At 73.2% G+C, this 17395-nt stretch carries 18 protein-coding genes; 10 read left to right on the top strand and 8 right to left on the bottom strand.

Going from position 1 to position 17395, the window contains the following annotated elements; all coding sequences use genetic code 11:
- Window positions 1-12 precede the first annotated feature (12 nt).
- From ABZ956_RS09345 to ABZ956_RS09335, 3 genes are read left to right on the top strand one after another with little or no spacing between them, the layout of a single operon-like run.
- The gene (locus ABZ956_RS09345) at window positions 13-927 is read left to right on the top strand and encodes a cytochrome D1 domain-containing protein (protein WP_361889322.1); all 915 of its coding nucleotides are present in this window, start codon (window positions 13-15) and stop codon (window positions 925-927) included.
- Between the two features lie 12 nt (window positions 928-939).
- Window positions 940-1203 (top strand): lasso peptide biosynthesis PqqD family chaperone, encoded by a 264-nt coding sequence (locus tag ABZ956_RS09340; RefSeq protein ID WP_361889319.1) that lies wholly within the window; start codon window positions 940-942, stop codon window positions 1201-1203.
- A 14-nt stretch (window positions 1204-1217) separates the two neighbouring features.
- Complete coding sequence (locus ABZ956_RS09335) at window positions 1218-4979, top strand: ABC transporter transmembrane domain-containing protein (RefSeq protein ID WP_361889317.1); 3762 nt, start codon at window positions 1218-1220, stop codon at window positions 4977-4979.
- A 26-nt stretch (window positions 4980-5005) separates the two neighbouring features.
- Here ABZ956_RS09335 and ABZ956_RS09330 read toward each other — a convergent pair whose 3' ends face one another.
- The 6 genes from ABZ956_RS09330 to ABZ956_RS09305 form a co-directional block, all read right to left on the bottom strand.
- Complete coding sequence (locus ABZ956_RS09330) at window positions 5006-5698, bottom strand: response regulator (RefSeq protein ID WP_361889314.1); 693 nt, start codon at window positions 5696-5698, stop codon at window positions 5006-5008.
- Complete coding sequence (locus ABZ956_RS09325; RefSeq protein WP_361889311.1) at window positions 5641-7986, bottom strand: ATP-binding protein; 2346 nt, start codon at window positions 7984-7986, stop codon at window positions 5641-5643. Before ABZ956_RS09325 ends, ABZ956_RS09330 begins: the two co-directional genes overlap by 58 nt.
- A gap of 147 nt (window positions 7987-8133) precedes the next feature.
- Complete coding sequence (locus tag ABZ956_RS09320; protein WP_361889308.1) at window positions 8134-9375, bottom strand: MFS transporter; 1242 nt, start codon at window positions 9373-9375, stop codon at window positions 8134-8136.
- Between the two features lie 30 nt (window positions 9376-9405).
- Window positions 9406-9918 (bottom strand): hypothetical protein, encoded by a 513-nt coding sequence (locus ABZ956_RS09315; protein ID WP_361889305.1) that lies wholly within the window; start codon window positions 9916-9918, stop codon window positions 9406-9408.
- Window positions 9919-9941: 23 nt separating this feature from the next.
- Entirely contained in the window at window positions 9942-11180 is a 1239-nt protein-coding gene (locus ABZ956_RS09310) for a hypothetical protein (RefSeq protein WP_361889302.1), read from the bottom strand.
- 144 nt (window positions 11181-11324) lie between these two features.
- Entirely contained in the window at window positions 11325-11531 is a 207-nt protein-coding gene (locus ABZ956_RS09305) for a hypothetical protein (RefSeq protein ID WP_361889299.1), read from the bottom strand.
- A gap of 258 nt (window positions 11532-11789) precedes the next feature.
- Here ABZ956_RS09305 and ABZ956_RS09300 point away from each other — a divergent pair, with 258 nt between their 5' ends.
- Window positions 11790-12560 (top strand): AAA family ATPase, encoded by a 771-nt coding sequence (locus ABZ956_RS09300; RefSeq protein WP_361889296.1) that lies wholly within the window; start codon window positions 11790-11792, stop codon window positions 12558-12560.
- 15 nt (window positions 12561-12575) lie between these two features.
- Here ABZ956_RS09300 and ABZ956_RS09295 read toward each other — a convergent pair whose 3' ends face one another.
- The gene (locus ABZ956_RS09295) at window positions 12576-12839 is read right to left on the bottom strand and encodes a hypothetical protein (protein WP_361889293.1); all 264 of its coding nucleotides are present in this window, start codon (window positions 12837-12839) and stop codon (window positions 12576-12578) included.
- Window positions 12840-12954: 115 nt separating this feature from the next.
- Between ABZ956_RS09295 and ABZ956_RS09290 the strand changes: the two genes are divergently transcribed.
- Together ABZ956_RS09290 and ABZ956_RS09285 are read left to right on the top strand one after the other, a co-directional pair.
- Entirely contained in the window at window positions 12955-13755 is an 801-nt protein-coding gene (locus ABZ956_RS09290; protein WP_361889290.1) for a TetR/AcrR family transcriptional regulator, read from the top strand.
- Between the two features lie 169 nt (window positions 13756-13924).
- Window positions 13925-14221 (top strand): hypothetical protein, encoded by a 297-nt coding sequence (locus ABZ956_RS09285; RefSeq protein ID WP_361889287.1) that lies wholly within the window; start codon window positions 13925-13927, stop codon window positions 14219-14221.
- Between the two features lie 197 nt (window positions 14222-14418).
- Here ABZ956_RS09285 and ABZ956_RS09280 read toward each other — a convergent pair whose 3' ends face one another.
- Window positions 14419-15321, bottom strand: a complete 903-nt coding sequence (locus tag ABZ956_RS09280) for an MBL fold metallo-hydrolase (protein WP_361889284.1) — start codon at window positions 15319-15321, stop codon at window positions 14419-14421.
- 78 nt (window positions 15322-15399) lie between these two features.
- Here ABZ956_RS09280 and ABZ956_RS09275 point away from each other — a divergent pair, with 78 nt between their 5' ends.
- The 4 genes from ABZ956_RS09275 to ABZ956_RS09260 all read left to right on the top strand — a co-directional run bounded on the left by ABZ956_RS09275 (window position 15400) and on the right by ABZ956_RS09260 (window position 17363).
- Complete coding sequence (locus tag ABZ956_RS09275) at window positions 15400-15870, top strand: MarR family transcriptional regulator (RefSeq protein ID WP_361889281.1); 471 nt, start codon at window positions 15400-15402, stop codon at window positions 15868-15870.
- A gap of 73 nt (window positions 15871-15943) precedes the next feature.
- The gene (locus tag ABZ956_RS09270; protein ID WP_361889279.1) at window positions 15944-16123 is read left to right on the top strand and encodes a ribbon-helix-helix protein, CopG family; all 180 of its coding nucleotides are present in this window, start codon (window positions 15944-15946) and stop codon (window positions 16121-16123) included.
- Window position 16124: 1 nt separating this feature from the next.
- Window positions 16125-16481 carry a VOC family protein gene (locus tag ABZ956_RS09265; RefSeq protein WP_361889277.1) on the top strand — a complete coding sequence of 119 codons (357 nt, stop codon included), beginning with the start codon at window positions 16125-16127 and terminating at the stop codon, window positions 16479-16481.
- Between the two features lie 24 nt (window positions 16482-16505).
- Window positions 16506-17363, top strand: a complete 858-nt coding sequence (locus tag ABZ956_RS09260; protein WP_361889274.1) for a class I SAM-dependent methyltransferase — start codon at window positions 16506-16508, stop codon at window positions 17361-17363.
- The last annotated feature ends 32 nt before the right edge of the window (window positions 17364-17395 follow it).

Below are 17395 nucleotides of genomic sequence, written 5' to 3'. Positions count from 1 at the left end.
GGGGGAGTCCGCATGACGCACACCGTGCCGCGCGCCTACGTACCGTTGCTGATGGCGGGTCAGGTCGCGGTGATCGACCTCGCGTCCCACTCCGTGGTGGACACGATCGGCGTCGGGTCGAGCCCCTTCGGGGTCGCCGTCGCACCGGCAGGGGACCTGGTGTACGTCGCGAACTTCCACGACGGCACGCTCTCGGTCCTCGACGCCGCCACCGGCGTGGTCACCTCGACGCTGCCCGTCGGCAGCGGCCCGGGAGGCGTCGCCGTCGCCCCGGACGGCGCCCGGGTCTACGTCACGAACTACCGGAGCGACGAGGTGTCGGTCGTCGACACCGGGCGGCGCGCCGTGACCCGTACGATCCGGGTCGGCCGCAACCCCGGCAACCCTGCCGTCAGCCCGGACGGGCGGCGCGTGTACGTCACCAACTACGAGGGCGGTGACCTGTCGGTCATCGACACCGCCACGGACACCGTCATCGCCACGGTGCCCGTCGGAGGCCACCCCAACGGCGTGACCGTCGCGCCGGACGGGGCACGGGTGTACGTCACCGACGCCGACCGCGCCCGCGGCGCCGTCCCGGTCGTCGACGCGCGCGCCTGTGCCGTCGTCGGCACGCTGGCCACCGATCCCGGCCCGTTCGGGATCGTGCTCGCCCCGGACGGCCGGCGGTGCTACGTCAGCGGCTACTACACCGGGTCGGTCGTGGCCCTGGGCACCACGGCCCCCGCTCCCCCGCCCGTGCGCATCGCCGTGGGCGACAACCCGGAGAACCTCGCCGTCAGCCCCGACGGCCGCAGCGTTCTCGTCACCAACCGGGAGAGCGACAGCGTCTCGGTCATCGACACCGCCACCGACACCGTCACCGCGACCATCGCCCTGGCCGGCAATCCCGGCGGGATCGCCGTGGGCGACGTCCGCCCCAGGTAGGAGGACCACACGATGTACAAGCTGGCGCAGCACGTCTCCAAGGTGCAGACCGACTACGGCGTCGTGCTGCTCGACGAAGTGCGCGGGGTGTACTTCACCCTCAATCCCAGCGGGGTGATCGTGCTCGACTCGGTGCTCGACTCCGGCGACCTCACCAGCGCGGTGGCCGCGCTGCTGAGCGAGTACGAGGTCGAGCGGGCCGTGGCCGAGGAGGACGCGGCCGGCGTCCTGCGCGATCTGCTGTCCGCCGGCGTCGTGGTGCCGTCGGGCAGCTGAGGGCCCGGTACCGCATGGGCACCCCGCCTCCGGCGACGTCGTCCCGGTGGGCCGTCCGGCTCCTCGGGCAGGTCCGGCGGCACCCGGCCGCCGCGACGTGCACCGTCATGTCCTCGCTGCTGATCATCGCCCTGAGCGCGGCCGGTCCGCTGGTGGCCCGGCGCGTGGTGGACGACGCGGCGGGCGACGGCACGGTGGCGCTGCGCGTCTTCGTCACCGCGCTCGTCGGCCTCGCCGTGCTGCGCTTCGCCGGCTCGTTCCTGGCCCACTACGCGACCGACCGGCTGGCGTTGGGCGTCCAGCACGACCTGCGGCGCGCGGTCTTCGCCGCGGTGCAGCGGCTGGACGGGGCCCGGCACGACCGGTTGCGCACCGGGCAGCTGGTCTCGCGCGCGGTGCTGGACCTCGAGGCGGTGCGGCGCTTCCTCGCCGAGGTGCCCTCGATCGTGGGCGCCCTGCTGATGGGGGTGTTCTCGGTCGCGGCGATGGTCTACCTGTCGCTGCCGCTGACCGTGGTGACGCTCGCCGCGATCGCCCTGCTGGCGCTGGTGACAGCGCGAACAGGGCGGGTGCTGATGCCCGCGACGTGGTCCGCCCGCGAGCGGCAGGCCGATCTCGCGCAGCACATCGCCGAGCAGGTCGCCGGGGTCCGGGTGGTCAAGGGCTTCGGGCAGGAGTCGCGTGAGGTGGACCGGCTGGAGCGGGCGGCGCTCCGGCTGTTCGCCGAACAGCTCCGGGTGGCCGCGCTCAAGGCCCGCCCCATGGTGCTGATGGTGGGGCTGCCCGGGCTCGGCCAGGTGGCCCTCCTGGGCCTGGGCGGCTGGCTGGCCCTGAACGGCCGGCTCAGCCTGGGCACGTTCCTGGCCTTCTCCAGCTACAGCACCTCGCTGGTGGGCCCGGCCGGAGCCGTCACCCAGCTGTTCCTGAGCCTGCAGACGAGCCGGACCGCCGCCGAGCGGGTCTACGAACTCATCGACGCTCAGCCCTCGGTGACGGAGGCGGCCGACGCGGACGACCTGCCGGCCGGCCCGCTCGCCGTACGCCTGGACGGGGTGCGGTTCGGCTACCGGCGGCAGGAGCCCGTCCTGGACGACGTCTCGCTCACCGTCCGCCCCGGGGAGACGCTGGCCGTGGTCGGCGCCTGCGGATCCGGCAAGTCCACGCTGTCGCTGCTGCTGCCCCGGTTCTACGACGTGCACGGCGGCTCGGTGCGGATCGGTCCGCCGGGCGCGGAGCGCGACGTCCGCGGGCTGCGGCTGCGCGGCCTGCGGTCGGCGATCGGCATCGTCTTCGAGGAGACGTTCCTCTTCTCCGGCACGATCCGGGCCAACATCGCCTACGGCCATCCGGAGGCGACGGACGAACAGGTCGAGGCGGCGGCGCGGGTGGCGGCGGCCCACGACTTCGTCAGCGCGCTGCCGGACGGCTACGACACGGTCGTCGGGGAACGCGGCGTGACCCTCTCCGGTGGCCAGCGCCAGCGCATCGCCCTGGCCCGCGCCCTGTTGCCCGAGCCCCGGCTGCTCATCCTGGACGACGCCACCTCGGCCGTGGACAGCGAGACCGAGGCGGCCGTCCACGCCGCCCTGAAGAAGCCCGCCCGCGAACGGACCACGCTCCTGATCGCCCACCGCCGCTCCAGCCTCGCCCTCGCGGACCGGATCGCGGTGCTCGACCGCGGCCGCGTCGTGGACGTCGGCACCGGTGAGGAACTGCGCGAGCGCTGCCCGCTGTTCGTCTCCCTGACGACGGGCCCGGGTGAGGGCATCGAAGGACGCACGGCCCCGGCGGCCGGAGGGACGATCGCCACCCCAGCGGCCGGAAAGACGGGCGCCACCCCAGCGGCCGAAAGGACGGGCGCCGCCCCGCCCGCCGCCGCCGGAGCGCGGAACCCCGCCGTTCCCGTGGCCGGGCCGACACCCGAGCTGTGGCCGGCCGTCCCGCCGGCCGAGCCCGAGGGGCCCTGGCCCCGGGAAGTACTCCGGTCACTGCCCCCCGCCGCCGCCCGCCCCCACCTGCCCGCCGCGCTGGACCCGCGGGCCGCGGACCCGGCGTTCGGGCTGGGCCGGCTGATCCGGCCCGTCCGCCGGCCCCTGGCGCTCGCCGTCCTGCTGCTGGGCGTCAGCGCCCTGGCCGCCGTCGCCCTGCCCTCCCTCATCCGGTACGGCATCGACGAGGGGGTCTCCGCCGGGGCGGCGTCGACGCTGTGGGCCGTGACCGGGGTGGCGTTGTGCGTCGTCCTCGCCCACGCCGGGGCCACCGGCGCCCACACCGTGCTCACCGCACGGGCCGGGGAGAGCATGCTCTACCTGCTGCGGGTGCGCGGCTTCGCCCACCTGCAACGGCTCGGCCTCGACTACTACGAACGCCGCCAGGCCGGCCAGATCATGACGCGGATGACGACCGACGTCGACGCGATGTCCGCGTTCGTGACGAACAGCCTCGCCGTGGCCGTCGTCGAGACGCTCATGCTGACCGGCGTCGCCGTCACCCTGCTGCTCACCGATCCCCCGCTGGCGCTGGTGGCGTTCGCCGTCCTGCCGCCCGCCGTCGCGGCCACCCTGGTCTTCCGGCGCTTCTCCGCCGGCGCCTACGCCGAGGCCCGGGAGCGCGTCGGCGAGGTCAACGCGGAGCTGCAGGAGAACGCCTCGGCCGTACGGGTCGCGCAGGCGCACACCAGCGAGGAGCGCTCGGCGAGCCGGTTCGCCCGGCGGAGCGACGCCTACCGCAGGGCGGGCCTGCGGGCCCGGCGCCACCTCGCCCTCTACTTCCCGTTCATGGCCCTGCTCTTCGACGTGGCCCACGCCGCGGTGCTCGGCGTGGGCGCGGCGCGGGTGGCCTCGGGCACGCTGTCCGTGGGCACGCTGCTGGCGTTCCTGCTCTCCCTCGGCCTGCTGTACGGGCCCGTCCAGCAGCTGTCGACCATCTTCGACAGCTACCAGCAGGCGGCGGTGGGCCTGCGCCGCACCCGCGAGCTGCTGCGCACCCCGGTGTCGGTCGCGGCGCCCGCGCACCCCGCCCCGGTGCCCGCCCGGCTGCGCGGCGAGGTGGAGCTGGTGGGGGTCACCTTCCGGTATCCCGGTGCCGCGCGGCCGGCGCTGCGGGACGTCAGCCTGCGCATCAGGGCGGGCGAGACGGTGGCTCTGGTGGGCGGTACGGGGGCCGGCAAGTCGACGCTGGTCAAGCTGCTCGCCCGGTTCCACGACCCCTGTGAGGGCCGGGTGCTGGTGGACGGTGTCGACATACGGCGCTACGAGCCGTCCCGCTACCGGCAGTGCCTGGGCGTGGTGCCCCAGGAGGGTCATCTGTTCACCGGTGACGTCGCGAGCAACATCGGCTACCCACGGCCGGGCGCGGGACCCGCCGCCGTCCAGGCGGCGGCCTCCCGGGTGGGCGCCCTCGGCATGATCGCCGCCCTGCCGCTGGCGTTCAGGCAACCGGTCGGCGAGCACGGCAAGGGGCTGTCCGCGGGCCAGCGGCAACTGGTCGCCCTCGCCCGGGCCGAACTCGCCGACCCCGGCGTCCTGCTGCTCGACGAGGCCACCGCCGCCCTTGACCCGCCGGCCGAGGCCGCGGTGCTGGAGGCCGGCCGCCGGCTCGCCGAGCGGCGCACGACCGTGGTGGTGACCCACCGGCTCGCCACCGCCGCCCGCGCCGACCGCGTCGTGGTCCTGCACGAGGGCCGCGTCGTCGAGACGGGCCGGCACGAGGAACTCCTCGCCGCGGGAGGCCGGTACGCGCGCCTGTGGTCCCTCGGTTCCCTGGACGCGGCATGACCGCGAGGGAGCCGAGCCGGCGGCCCTCACAGGTCGTCCAGCCGGACCAGCCCGTCCTGGATGGCGCGGGCGACCAGGGCGGCCTTCGTGGGCGCCGACCGGCCGACGTTGGCGTATTTGATCCGGACCCGGTCGATGTAGCTGGTCACGGTGCGCAGCGACAGGTTGAGCTTGGCCGCGACCAGCTGCTTGGACTCGGACTTGAACCACTCCACCAGCACGTCGGTCTCGCGTTCGGACAGGTGCGGGCGTCCGGGGCGGCTGTCCGCACCGAAGGCGCCGCTGAGCGCGGGCGGGGTGTACGGGCGCAGTTCGGCGGCGGCCCGGGTGGCGGCCACCAGGTGGGTGTCGCCCTCGGCCTTGGTGAGGTAGGTGAAGGCGCCGATGTCCAGGCAGTTCAGGGCGGTGTCCTGGTCGTCGCGCATGCTGTAGACGATGACCTGCCGCCCGTCGTCGACCAGGCGTTTGAGGTCGCCGTAGGCGGGTGTGGAGTTGCCGAGCTGCAGGTCGAAGACGATGACGCAGGCGTGCCGGCCGGGGCCGACCCAGGCGACCTTCACATCGGGTCCGGCGGCCGCGACCTCGATCGGCGGCCGCGCCTTGGCGTACCACCCCTCCACGCCCGCGACCACGGCGGGATGGTCGTCGATGATCGCCACACTTACGGGCCGGTTGTCGCAGCGCTTGTCGCTGTTGTCGCCGGTTTCGCTGTTCTCCATGTCGCCTCCACCCACAGCTGATCTTCACTGGTCATGGCCGAGACCGTCACCCGTTCGCCGGCCGGCCCGTCGGCGATGGCGTCGCGGTCCTGGCGGGCGTCGGAGACCACGCTGACGGTGACCGCCTGCGGCGAGGCCAGCACGGTCACGCGCGCCGCCTCCCGGGCCGCCGCCAGGGCGGCGATGACCGGCTCGGTCAGTGCCCTGCGGACCTCGCGCGGCAGCGCGGGCCTGCTGCCGCGCGTCGCGAGGACGACGGTGACGCCGTTGCGTTCCACGACGTCGATGCAGGCGCGCAGTTCGTGGACGAGCGGGTCGGGCGCGTCGTCGTGCTCGGCGAACAGGCGGCGCAGCCGGGCCGATTCCCGGGCGCAGGCGCGCCGGACCGGCTCCTGGCGGGGGTCGAGGTCCCCGGCCGCGATGCCGGCGAGGAGCGGGACGACGGTCTCGGCGAGGGCCGCGTAGCGCTGCTGCCGGTCGCGGTGCAGGTGCTCGCAGATGACTTCTTCCGCGCGCAGCCGTTCCTCCTCGGCCGCGGTCAGCGCCGCGGCGTGCGCGGTCCGGCGCAGGGTCTGCGCGGAGAGGCCGACGGCGAGCTGGCTGCCCCAGATGACGACGCTGCCGAGCAGCACGGTAGTCAGGGTGTGCGGGCCGGCCCGGCCGGCGAGGAACAGCGGCACGAGGGTCAGGGTCAGGTCGGCGGCCATCACGGCGAGCAGCGGCACCAGGCCGCGGCCCATGAGCAGGACGACCGCGAACCAGCCGGGGTTGCCGTACGCCCACTGCGCGGACGTGCCCAGGTCGTCGGCGGCGACGCCGAGGTCGGACAGCAGCGTCATGGCGAGGACGACGGACAGCAGCGGCCACCGCCACCGGTCCAGGTGGTGGCCCTGCGCGACGCGCAGGAGCACGCCGCAGAGGGCGACCACGGCGAGGGTGACGGCGAAGGCCGTGAACTGCCAGGCCGGTGACCGGTACTGCCCGGTGTGCCGCAGCAGCATGGGCAGCTCCCAGATCATCAGGGTGACCGCCGTGATGATCCAGGCCGCGGTGCGCAGGCCGTGCAGGAAGCCGCCGGCGGTCACCGCCGCGAAGGCGCGGGCGACCGCGGGCGCGGCCGGCGCGGCGGTGAGCGGGCCGGCGAGGCCGCCCCGGTCGCCGGACCATTCCAGGCGCACCCGGGTGCCCCGGCCGGGGGCCGAGTCGACCCGGGCGTGGCCCCCTACGCGTGCCATGCGTTCGACGACCGAATCCGAGAGGCCGCGGTGGTGCGGTGGTACGTCCGCGGGGACGAAGCCCCGGCCCGCGTCGGCGACGGTGACCACCACGGCGTGGCCCTGCCGGCCGGCCCGCAGGCTCGCGCTGCCCACGCCGGCGTGCCGGGCGACGTTGGTGAGGGCCTCGCGGACGCTGCCGAGGAACGCCGCCGCGGTGGCGGCGGGCAGCATCAGGGCGGGGCCGCGGGTCCATTCCACCCGCAGTCCGCTCCGGCCCACGGCGCCGTCGAGGAGTTCGTTGAGGTCGACGTCGCCGGTGTTCTCGCGCACCCCGGCGGTGAGCACTTCGAGGTCGCGGTTGGCCTGTTCGGCGATGGCCCGTCCGGAGCCGTTGACCGCACCCATCCCGGCCATCAGCAGCGTCGAGGCGGCGGTGTCGTGCAGTGCGGCCAGCTGTTCGCGGGTGTCGGCGCGGCGGGCCCGGGCGACGGCGACGTCCCGCCGCAGGCGTTCCTGCCGTGCCCGCAGCCCGTCGGCTCTGCGCCCTTCGCGCCGTACGAGCACGAACAGCCACCGCGAGAGCGCGGCCGTCGCGATCAGCCACAGGCTGCGGGGCCAGGCGACGTCGCCGAGGAGGGCGGAGCCCGCGCAGTAGGCGGCGGCGACCGTGAGGGTGGCGGCGGCTCCCCGGCCCGGTCCGGTGTGCCACTGGTAGGCCACCACCGTTATCGTGGCGGCGAACCAGACCCAGTTCGGCTGGTCGCGGGGCGCGTCCGTGGCGACCGTCCACCCCTGGCTGAGGCAGATGCCGCAGGTGACGACGAGGTCGGTGGGCAGCAGCCCGCGCAGCCGCTGTGCGGCGAGCCGGACGGAGTAGACGAGGCCGCCCACCACGGCCCAGGCGACCGCTCCCAGCGTGGGCAGCAGATGTTCGACAGGTGCCGTCAGCAGGGCCAGCAGCCCGGCGACGAGCACGACCACGATCCGGGCGACGGCCGCGTGGCGACGCCCCAGCAGCCGCAACTCGCGCTCGGCCGGCCCCGCCGCCCACCCGCTCGGAACGGATCCCACCCTCGGTCAGCCCTCCCCCGAAAGTCGCCCCCGCCGCAAGCCTAGGCCGCACCACGCCAGGAGGTGCGGCCTACGACGAAAAGAACCCGGACAACGGCCGGGCCGCCCGACGGCACCGGCGCCGCGCCGCGACCCGCTTCCGGTGCGTCAGGTGGCGCGGGCCGGGCGGGCGGTGAGGGCGGCCACGGGGACGATCGCGAGGGCGAGGATGCCGCCGCCGACCGCCAGCACGGGGTAGCCGCCGGAGGCGACGACCATGCCGGAGGCCATGCCGCCGGTGGCGCCGGCGATGGCGATGCCGACGTCGACCATGCCCTGGGTGCTGGCGCGGGTGGCGAGCGGCACGGCGTCGGTGATGATGGCGGTGCCGCTGACCAGGCCGAAGTTCCAGCCGATGCCGAGCAGGATCAGCGCGGCGGCCAGGGCGGGCGTGGAGTGCGGCGGTGCCAGGGCCGCGAGGACGCCCGCGGAGAGCAGGACGACGCCGGAGGCGGCGGCGACCCACAGCCGGCCGAGGCGGTCGACGAGCAGGCCGGTGAGCGGGGACGGCAGGTACATCGAGCCCACGTGGAGGGCGATGACGAGTCCGGCCGCCTGTGTGCCGTGGCCGTGTGCCGTCATGTGGACGGGCGTCATCGTCATGATCGCGATCATCACGAGCTGGCTGATGACCATGATCGCCGTGCCGGTGGCGAGCCCGCGCGCGTCGGCCCGCGGGGCGGCCTGCGCCGGTGCACCGGGAGTCTTCGGGGTGTCCGTCGCGGCGAGTTCGCGGGCCAGCCGCAGCGGGTCGGGGCGCAGCAGCGCCCCGATGACGACCGCGGCCGCGGAGTAGGCCACCATGCCCAGCAGGAAGGGGCCCACCAGACGGGGGATGTCCCAGGCGTGCGCCACGTCCCCCGTGACGTCGACCAGCATGGGGCCGACGACCGCGCCGAGCGTGGTGGCGAACAGCACGGTGCTCACGGCACGGCCGCGGCGCGCGGGCGGGGCGAGGTCCGCGCCCGCGTACCGGGCCAGCAGGGTGGTCGCGGTCCCGGCGCCGTAGACGAGGAGGGAGGCGAACAGCAGCACCACGCTGTCGACGGTCGCGGCCAGGACGACGCCGGCGCTGCCGAGGGCGGCGACGGCGTATCCGAGGGTGAGGCCGGGGCGGCGCCCCCAGCGCTGGCTGATCCGGCCGATGCCCACGGCGCCGAGGGCGGCACCGCCGGTGAACAGGGCCGCGGGCACTCCGGCCAGGCCGGTCGACTCCAGCATCTCCTCGGCCAGCAGCGCGCCGACGGTGATGCCGGCGGCCGTGCCGACGCCGCTGAGGACCTGTGCGATCACCAGCACGGTCAGGATCCGCTTCTGCGCGGCGGCCGGCGCGGCGGGGGGAGTGCTCATGGGCTCATCCTTCGGGTGCCGGGCGGGGTACTAGGCCGCACCGAGCGGTTCGAGCGCCGCGATGTCCTGCAGCGACATGTTCATCTGCTGGTGCAGGAAGCGCACGATCGTCCAGTGCGGCAGGGCTCCCTCGTCGAACGGGCCGAACTCGCGGACGTACAGCGGGATCCAGCGCAGGGCCTCCTCGATCGCCTGCTCGCGGCCGGGCTCCTGCTGGTACTCCTCGTAGGCGATGCTGCGGTGGTGGATGAAGAAGCCTCCCGGGAGCCTCTCCTCGCACAGGGTCCGGTACTCGCGCGTCTGCAGGATGAGGTAGTGCCAGATCTCGTCGATGTCCTGCTCGACGGGCAGGAAGAGGCCGCTGAGCCGGTCCTGGTGGCGGGAGACGAGGTAGAGGTAGCGCAGGCACTCGGTGACCTGGCGCTCGACATAGTCCGGAGCCGCGCCGGTCTTGGCGGTGAAGTGCGACACCACTTCGGCGTGGAGGGTGTCCCCGAGCAGGGCCTTGAGCTCGTCGGCGGACACGTGCGGCTGTGTGGTCATGGCGGGTTCTTCCGTCGGGGTGGTCAGAGGTCTTGGGCGAGCCAGGCGTACTTCCCGGACTTCCCGATGGGGATGTGCGTGCGGTGCTCGAGCCTGCACGCCCGGCCGGTCAGCTCTGCGACGCTCTTCTCCAGCGCCGCGGCGGCGGGCGGCTCGAGGGGGGCGTCGTCGAAGGTCACGTAGTGCAGCTCGGCCTCCGTGTCGCCCTTGAGGCGCAGTTGGTGGACGAAGACGCGCGGGGAGGCGACGGTGACGCGGTCGTCGAGGTCGCCCTGGGAGACGGGCCCGTCCGGCGTGGCGAGGAGTTCCTTCTCGCGGCCGCAGAACCTGGAGATCTTGGTGGGGTCGGGCGTTCCGTCCAGCGTGCGCGCGCAGTCTCCCGAGCGGTACCGGATCAGCGGCATGTGCGGGTTGCGGACGCTGGTGACGATGAGGCTGTAGATGCGGCTGCCGGGCTCCACCGGGATGAGTTCGACGCTCATCTTGTCGAGGTAGGGCCAGAATTTGCCGTCGCGGTCGCTGTAGTACAGGTAGCCGAGTTCGGTGCTGCCGAAGAGGTCGACGACCGGGCAGTCGAAGTGCTCCAGCAAGTAATCGCGGACGTTGACCGGCGTGTACTCGTAGGCGTGGATGATGCTCGCGGGCTGCGGGAAGTCGTCCCACAGGTCCCATTCGCCGACCTTGCGGACGAGATGCGCCAGGTGGTAGCTGGAGCAGTCCAGGTGGTAGAGGCCCTGCGGGTGCTCGTCGCGGGCGGCCCGTATCTCGGCGAGCATGCGCTCGACGTCGTCGCGCTCCCACAGCGCCGGGTCCAGGCGCAGGTTGAGGTAGAGGGTGCGGGCGTCGAGCCGCCGGTCCTCCAGGGCCGGCGAGGCGTCGGGCTCCGCGCCGCGCTTCTTGGCGTTGACCCGTGCCACGTGCTCGGTGGCCAGCATGGTCGTCAGCGACAGGCGCCGGCAGCCCTCGTGCCAGGTGTGGGCGATGTCGGGGTGCTCGCTCCACAACTGGTAGTAGGAGTTCAGCAGGAAGTACGGGGGGCGGATGATCTGCATGCGGGCGTGGTTGGTGCCCGTGGACAGCACGAACTCCGCCTCGCCGGCCTCCAGCGCGGCGGCGAGTGCGGGCGTCATCCAGTTGTCGGGGAAGCCGCGCGCGATCTCGGGTTTCTCGAGTATCGGGAAGTGGCCACGTTCGATCGACTCGCGGTAGATCGGGATGTCCTTGATCCGATCGACGATGTCGGCCGTCGGCTGACCGTCCATGTGCCACCCCTCAGGTGTGCTCGGAGAACGGGCGCCCCCGCACCATGGGGTCCCGTGCGGTGTACCGCGAAGTGGGCCGCGCGGACGTGACGTTGCCGCCCGGCCCACTCCGGTCTGGCTCTACAGGGGTTGATCAGAAAGTGGTCAGGAGATACAACCGGTCTTGACCACGCTGATGCAGCCGGACTTGGCCACGCTGATGCAACCGTCCTTCGCGGCGGCGGTGGCCGAGTTGGCGGCGACCCAGCCACGCCAGACGTCGTCCTGGGCCATCTTCTTGATGAGCTTCTCCATGGCGGACCTCCAAAGGATGGGAATATGCGGCGTCGCCGATAGGTGTGCGTCGCCCACACAGACGGTAAAGCGATGGCCAAGACCGTGTCAACGGTAGGCAATGTGACGCTGACTCAAAACAGTGTCGGCGTGGAAACTTTGGCCGGGACTGCGCCGTGCGCCCCCTGTGAGCGGTCAACCGGCCGGCCCGTCACGGCGTCCTCAAGGCTGTCCCGCTGCCGGCCCGGCAGGGGGCCTCCCGGGGGCCGCCCGCCGGCTCGTGCGAGGCTCGGGGGCAGTCGGGTTCGGACAGGGACGGTAAGGACAATGGGAGACATGGCAGTACCGGCCGTGGCGGAGGCCCGGACCGGGGCGGCCGGGGGGCCGGGGGCGGCGTCGCGTCCGCGGGGGCTGGTGGATCTGCGCGGAGCGGTCGACGGCGTGCCCGCCACACTGTCCTATCCGCCGGGTGCGGTGGTGGTCGTCTCCGGTCTCCCGGGCAGCGGCAAGAGCACCCTGCTGCGCCGGTGGGCCCAGGCTGCGCCGGGCGACGGCGAGCGCGGGGTGCCGTCCGCCGTGGACCCCCGGGCGGTCCATGTGGCCTGCCAGGCCGTGATGCCGGAGCGCCTGCCCTACGCGGTGTACCGGCCGTGGGCGCGGCTGGAGCACTTCCGCTGGCTGCGTACCGAAGTGCGCGGCGGCGGGCCGCTCCTGGTGCACGACTGCGGCAGCCGGGCGTGGATGCGCCGCTGGCTGGCCCGCACCGCGGGGCGGCAGGGCCGCGAGCTGCATCTGGTGCTGCTGGACGTCGGGGCCGACGAGGCCCTGGCGGGCCAGGCGGCACGGGGCCGGTGGGCCTCGGAGCGCGTCTTCGCCCGGCACCGCCGTGGACTCGACCGCCTGCTGCACGCCCTGTCCGGGCAGGCGGCGCCCGGCGCGGCGGACCGGGGCATGACGCCGCCTCCACCGCCGCGTCCCGTGCCGGACGTGGTGGCGGAGGCGGCCTCGGTGGTGCTGCTCGACCGGTCCTCGCGCGAGCACGTGCGGTCGGTGACCTTCACCCCGGACCGGCCCGTCGCCGCCCCGCGCGCTGTCGCCGCCGGGTGACGGACCCGGGACGCGTCACGACCGCGCGTCCGCGGCCTCCTTACGGGCCAGCGCCTTCTTGTGGCCCGCGTCGAGGACCGCGATGACAGCGAAGGCGACCGCGGCCACTCCCGCGGCGGCCACGTAGCACCACGGCGCGGCCAGATAGTTGACCGCGGTCATCACACTGGGGTCCTTGTCGGTGAACAGACGGAAGACGACGGCCATCACGCCTTCCCAGAAACCCACGACCAGCGTCAGAAGCATCCCCAGCCGGTACCAACCCTCATCCATACGCACCTCCGGGCGATTTCCTCGTACGGTACGAGCGTAACAACGCGCTCCAACCAAAAAGCCGTGATCCCAAGCCCCATCTCTCATTACGTCACACAATTTTCGACGCTATTCTGAAGAAATGCGTGACGAAATCCGCTCCGCCTGCCAGGTCTGCGGTACGCGCCTGCCGCCCGCGCCCCGCGGACGCCCGCCCGTCTACTGCTCCCGCAGCTGCCAGGCCCGGGCCTACCGGGGGCGCAAGAACCCGCCCGAGCCGCGGGCCGCCCCCGCCGCAGCGGACACGGCCTCGCGCAGACGCCGCCAGATAGCCGAGGCGGTCTGGCGCATCGCCGCCGACCGCGGGCTGGACGCCGCGAGCATGCGCGAGATCGCCACCGAGGCCGGGGTGTCCCTGCGCGTGGTGCAGTACCACTTCGACACCAAGCACCGGCTCCTGGTCGCGGCGCTGCGCATGCTGCACGAGGAGAACGAGCGCCAGGCCCGCGCCCGCGCCCGGGCACTACGCGATCCCGCCGACCCCCGTGCCCTGCTGCGGCTGATCCTGGACGAGTTCCTGCCCCTGGACGACCAGCGCCGCACCGCCCTGCGGGTGTTCGCCGCCTACTACGCGCGCAGCCTCACCGACCCCCGGCTGGCCGAGGTCTTCCTGCACGACGCCCGGCCGGTGGAGCACCTCGTGGCCACGGTCATCGCGCAGGCCCGCCCCGGCGGGCCGGGTGGCGACGGCGTCGATCCACTGCTGGAGGCCGATCTGCTGGTGTCCGGCGTGACAGGACTGGGCCTGGACATCGTCCACGGCCGCCGCACCCTGGCCGAGGTCCGGCGCGCCATCGACTACCACCTCGACCGAATCCTCGCCGCCCCCGCCGCCCCCGCCTCCGCCGCCGCGCGGGCCCCGGAACCGGCAGGCCCCTCCTGACCCACGACCGACGGCACGGGCCCGCGCGGCCGCGCCCGAACCGGCGTGCGGGGCGTACGGCCGTACACCCGAATGCGTCCCGAGGCCGTGGGCGGCGTGCGTCACCGCTGCCGGGATCGGGTAAGGAAACGCCCGATCGGGACCGTCACGGACAGAAAGCAGGCAGCTCATGGCCATCATCGTCACGTTCGAACTCCCAGGCGCCACGCAGGACGTGTACGACGCCTGCATCGACCGCCTCACCGGCGGGCAGGGCTTCACCTCCTTCGCCGATCTACCAGGGGCCGACGGGATCATCGTCCATGTCTCAGGCCCGGTCGACGGAGGCTGGCGGGTCACCGACGTCTGGGAGTCCCCCGAGGCGTTCGAATCCTTCGCCGCCACCCTCGCCCCGATCATCTCCGACCTCGGCTACGGCCACGTCCAGCCCCAGGTGACCCAGGCTCACAACGTCGTCACCCACTGACGACGGCCCCCTGACCACCCGGACCCCGCGCCGGCCGTCACCCCGGACCGGCCCGGCCCCCTTCGGCTCACCCCCTGCCCCTACCCCTGCCCCCGCCAGGGTCCGACACGTACCGCCCCAGCCACATGCCTCCGGCCACCCGAACTCTCGCCCCCGCCCAGGCCCCAGCCACCCGGCCCCAGCCAGGGGGGCGCAGCTCAGGCGTCCACCGGCCGCCACGCCGGGCCGTCGCCGTCCCGGCAGACGCGACCGAAGACGACATCGGCGAAATGTATGCCGAACCCGATCGTCTCCGGTTCCGCCAGCTCCGCGACGAGCCGTCGGCGGAAGTCGGCGGAGAGCCGCGGGTCGTGGTCGGATGCCGCCGACCATTCGGGGTGGTCGACCTGTATCGGCGAGTGGAGCGCGTCGCCGAAGGCGATCAGGCGCCGCCCGCCGCCGGTGATGACGTACGCGGCGTGCCCGGCCGTGTGCCCGGGCGTGAGCAGCACCCGTACGCCGGGGAAGATCTCCTGCCGGTCCGTCACCGTGCGCACCCGGGGCGCGAGTGCCGCGATGATCTCGGGGCTCGTGCCGTGCTCCTCGGTGAGGTGACGCTCGGTCCACTCGGGCTCGGCCACCAGGTACGCGGCGTGGTCGAAGGCGGGCCGGTCGCCGCCCGGAGCCGGGTGCCATGCCCAGCCGAGGTGGTCGATGTGCAGGTGCGTGAAGGCCACGGCCTCGACCTCCCGCGGGCTGCGGCCGAGCGCGGCCAGGTTGTCGAGCAACGCGCCGCCGTGGATGGCGCCGTGCGCGTTGCCCGGCTCCGCCGGGAACGCCTGCGGGCCGAAGCCCGCGTCGATCAGCAGCGCGCGGTCGCCGTGCTCCACCAGCAGACCGCCGACGCTCGCCACCAAATGGCCGGTGTCGTCGAGGTATTCGGGGTGAGCGGCCCAGATGTCGTCGGTGGCGTCCGGGAGCCAGCCCCGGGTGAGCTGCACGGCGCCGTCCGGCACATAGCTGACCTTCACGTCACCGAGCCTCACCGATCGGATACCCGACGGCCGCCGCAGCCGTTCGTCCTCGCGCCGCCGCCCCTGCCCTGTCACTGAGTTCGTCATGGGCACCAGCATATGCATCTAGCTTGAATGATTCAAGCTATAAATATTGCCACTTGATGCACTTGCTAGCATGGGTGTATGAGGACGCCCGACCCGCACGCCGCCGAACCGCACACCCCCCGACCGCGGTCGCAAGCGCCGACCGCCGCCGAGCGGGAGCTCTGCGGCCTGGTGAACGGGCTGGCCCGCCGGATCGGGGACCACGTGCGCGAGCGCGCGGCCACGCTGGGCCTGACGGCACCGCAGGCCACGGCCCTGCGCGAGCTGACCGGCCCGATGACGATGCGGGAGCTCGCGGACCGGATGAGCTGCGAGCCGTCCAACGCCACCTTCGTGATCGACAAGCTCGAGAAGCAGGGCCTGATCGAACGGCGCCCGCACCCCACCGACCGCCGCGCCAAGCAACTGGTCCTCACCCCGGAGGGCACCGCCCTGCGCGAGGAGCTCATCGGGCTCCTCGTCCAGGAGTCACCCCTGGCGGGCCTGACGTACCAGGAGCAGGACACACTGCGCGGCCTGCTCCACCGCGCGGTGACCCACCAGCCGTAAAACAAAGCCCCCTGAGCCCGGCCGCCGCGGCGTACCACGCTTGCTAGCATCCTAGGGTGCTAGCATCCGCGCTGTGGGTCGTGAGGAAGTCAAGCAATTCAACGTCTACCTGCCGATCGAGCTGATCAAGCAGGTCAAGTACCACGCCATCGAGTCGGGCATGTCGTTGTCGGCGATCGTCGCCGACGCGCTGCGCGCCTACCTCGATGACGCCCATGGGAACAAGCAGCAATCGCCTGAGAAGGGGACCTGACATGACGACCGAGGGAATAGAGGCCGTGTTCCTGACGACGCACAACTGGGGCAAGGCGGCGAAGTTCTTCCAGGCGTTGGGCTACGAGCTGGAGTTCGCCACAGACCACGACTCGGGCCAGTTCCGCAACGGCGACGGTCCGTACGTGTTCATCGCCGAGGTTCCCCAGGACCAGGAGCCCCAGACGCGGATCGTGCTGAAGGCACCGGACGCGGACGCGTTCCGTGCCGATCCTGCCGTCGAGGTGGTCACGCCGTTCGAGGACACCCATTACGGGACCAAGGAGATGACCGTCCGCGATCCCGACGGGCGCCTGTGGAGCCTCCAGGCTCCCGCCGGCGACGAGAACTGCGACTAGAACTGCGACAACAGGGGGAACACCATGGCGCACGAGCAGACCCAGGCACCGGACAACACCGCTGTGCGGACCGCCCTCTGGCGGGCGATGCACCTCCGCGTCGACCCGCCCCCGCATGTGATCGAGGACGAGATCGGCCTGCGACTGGCGGCTCCCGGCGACGACTGGCACCACCGCCCGGACATGGATCCGCAGGCCACCAGCGGGTTCCGGGCGGCCATCGTGGCCCGCGCCCGTTTCATCGAGGACCTGGTCGCCGAGCAGATCGACCGCGGCGTGACCCAGTACGTCATTCTGGGAGCCGGTCTGGACACCTTCGCCCAGCGTAAGCCCGAGCTCGCCTCCCGTCTGCAGGTCTTCGAGGTCGACCAGCCCGGCACCCAAGCCTGGAAGCGCCACCGCCTGGTCGAGCTCGGCTACGGCATCCCCGACTGGCTGCACCTGGTGCCGGTCGACTTCGAGGCCGGCATGTCCTGGTCCGAGCAGCTGTCCACCGCGGGCTTCGACCCCGGCCGGCCGGCGGTCGTCGTCTCCACCGGCGTCAGCATGTACCTCACCAAAGAGACCACCGCTGCCACCCTGCGCCAGGTCGCCGGGCTCGCACCCGGCTCGACGCTCGCCATGACCTTCCTGCTGCCGACCGAACTTGTCGACGCCGCCGACCGGCCCGGCCTCCGGGCCAGCGCGGACGGCGCACGAGCGTCCGGGACGCCGTTCGTCAGCTTCTACAGCCCGCAGGAAATGCTGGCACTGGCCCGCGACGTCGGCTTCGTGACCTCCCGGCACGTGTCGGGAGCCTTGCTGGCAGAGCGCTACTTCGCTGATCGCACCGACGCCCTTCGCCCGTCCAGCGGTGAGGACCTGCTGCTGGCCACCACCTGAACCCTCGGTCCGGGATACGGCACAGTGATGCG

Origin of the sequence: Streptomyces sp. NPDC046261, assembly GCF_040646235.1 — a bacterium.
Classification (GTDB): Bacteria; Actinomycetota; Actinomycetes; order Streptomycetales; family Streptomycetaceae; genus Streptomyces.
The sequence above is the reverse complement of the archived record's forward strand: the minus strand, read 5'-3'. Positions and strand labels throughout refer to the sequence as shown.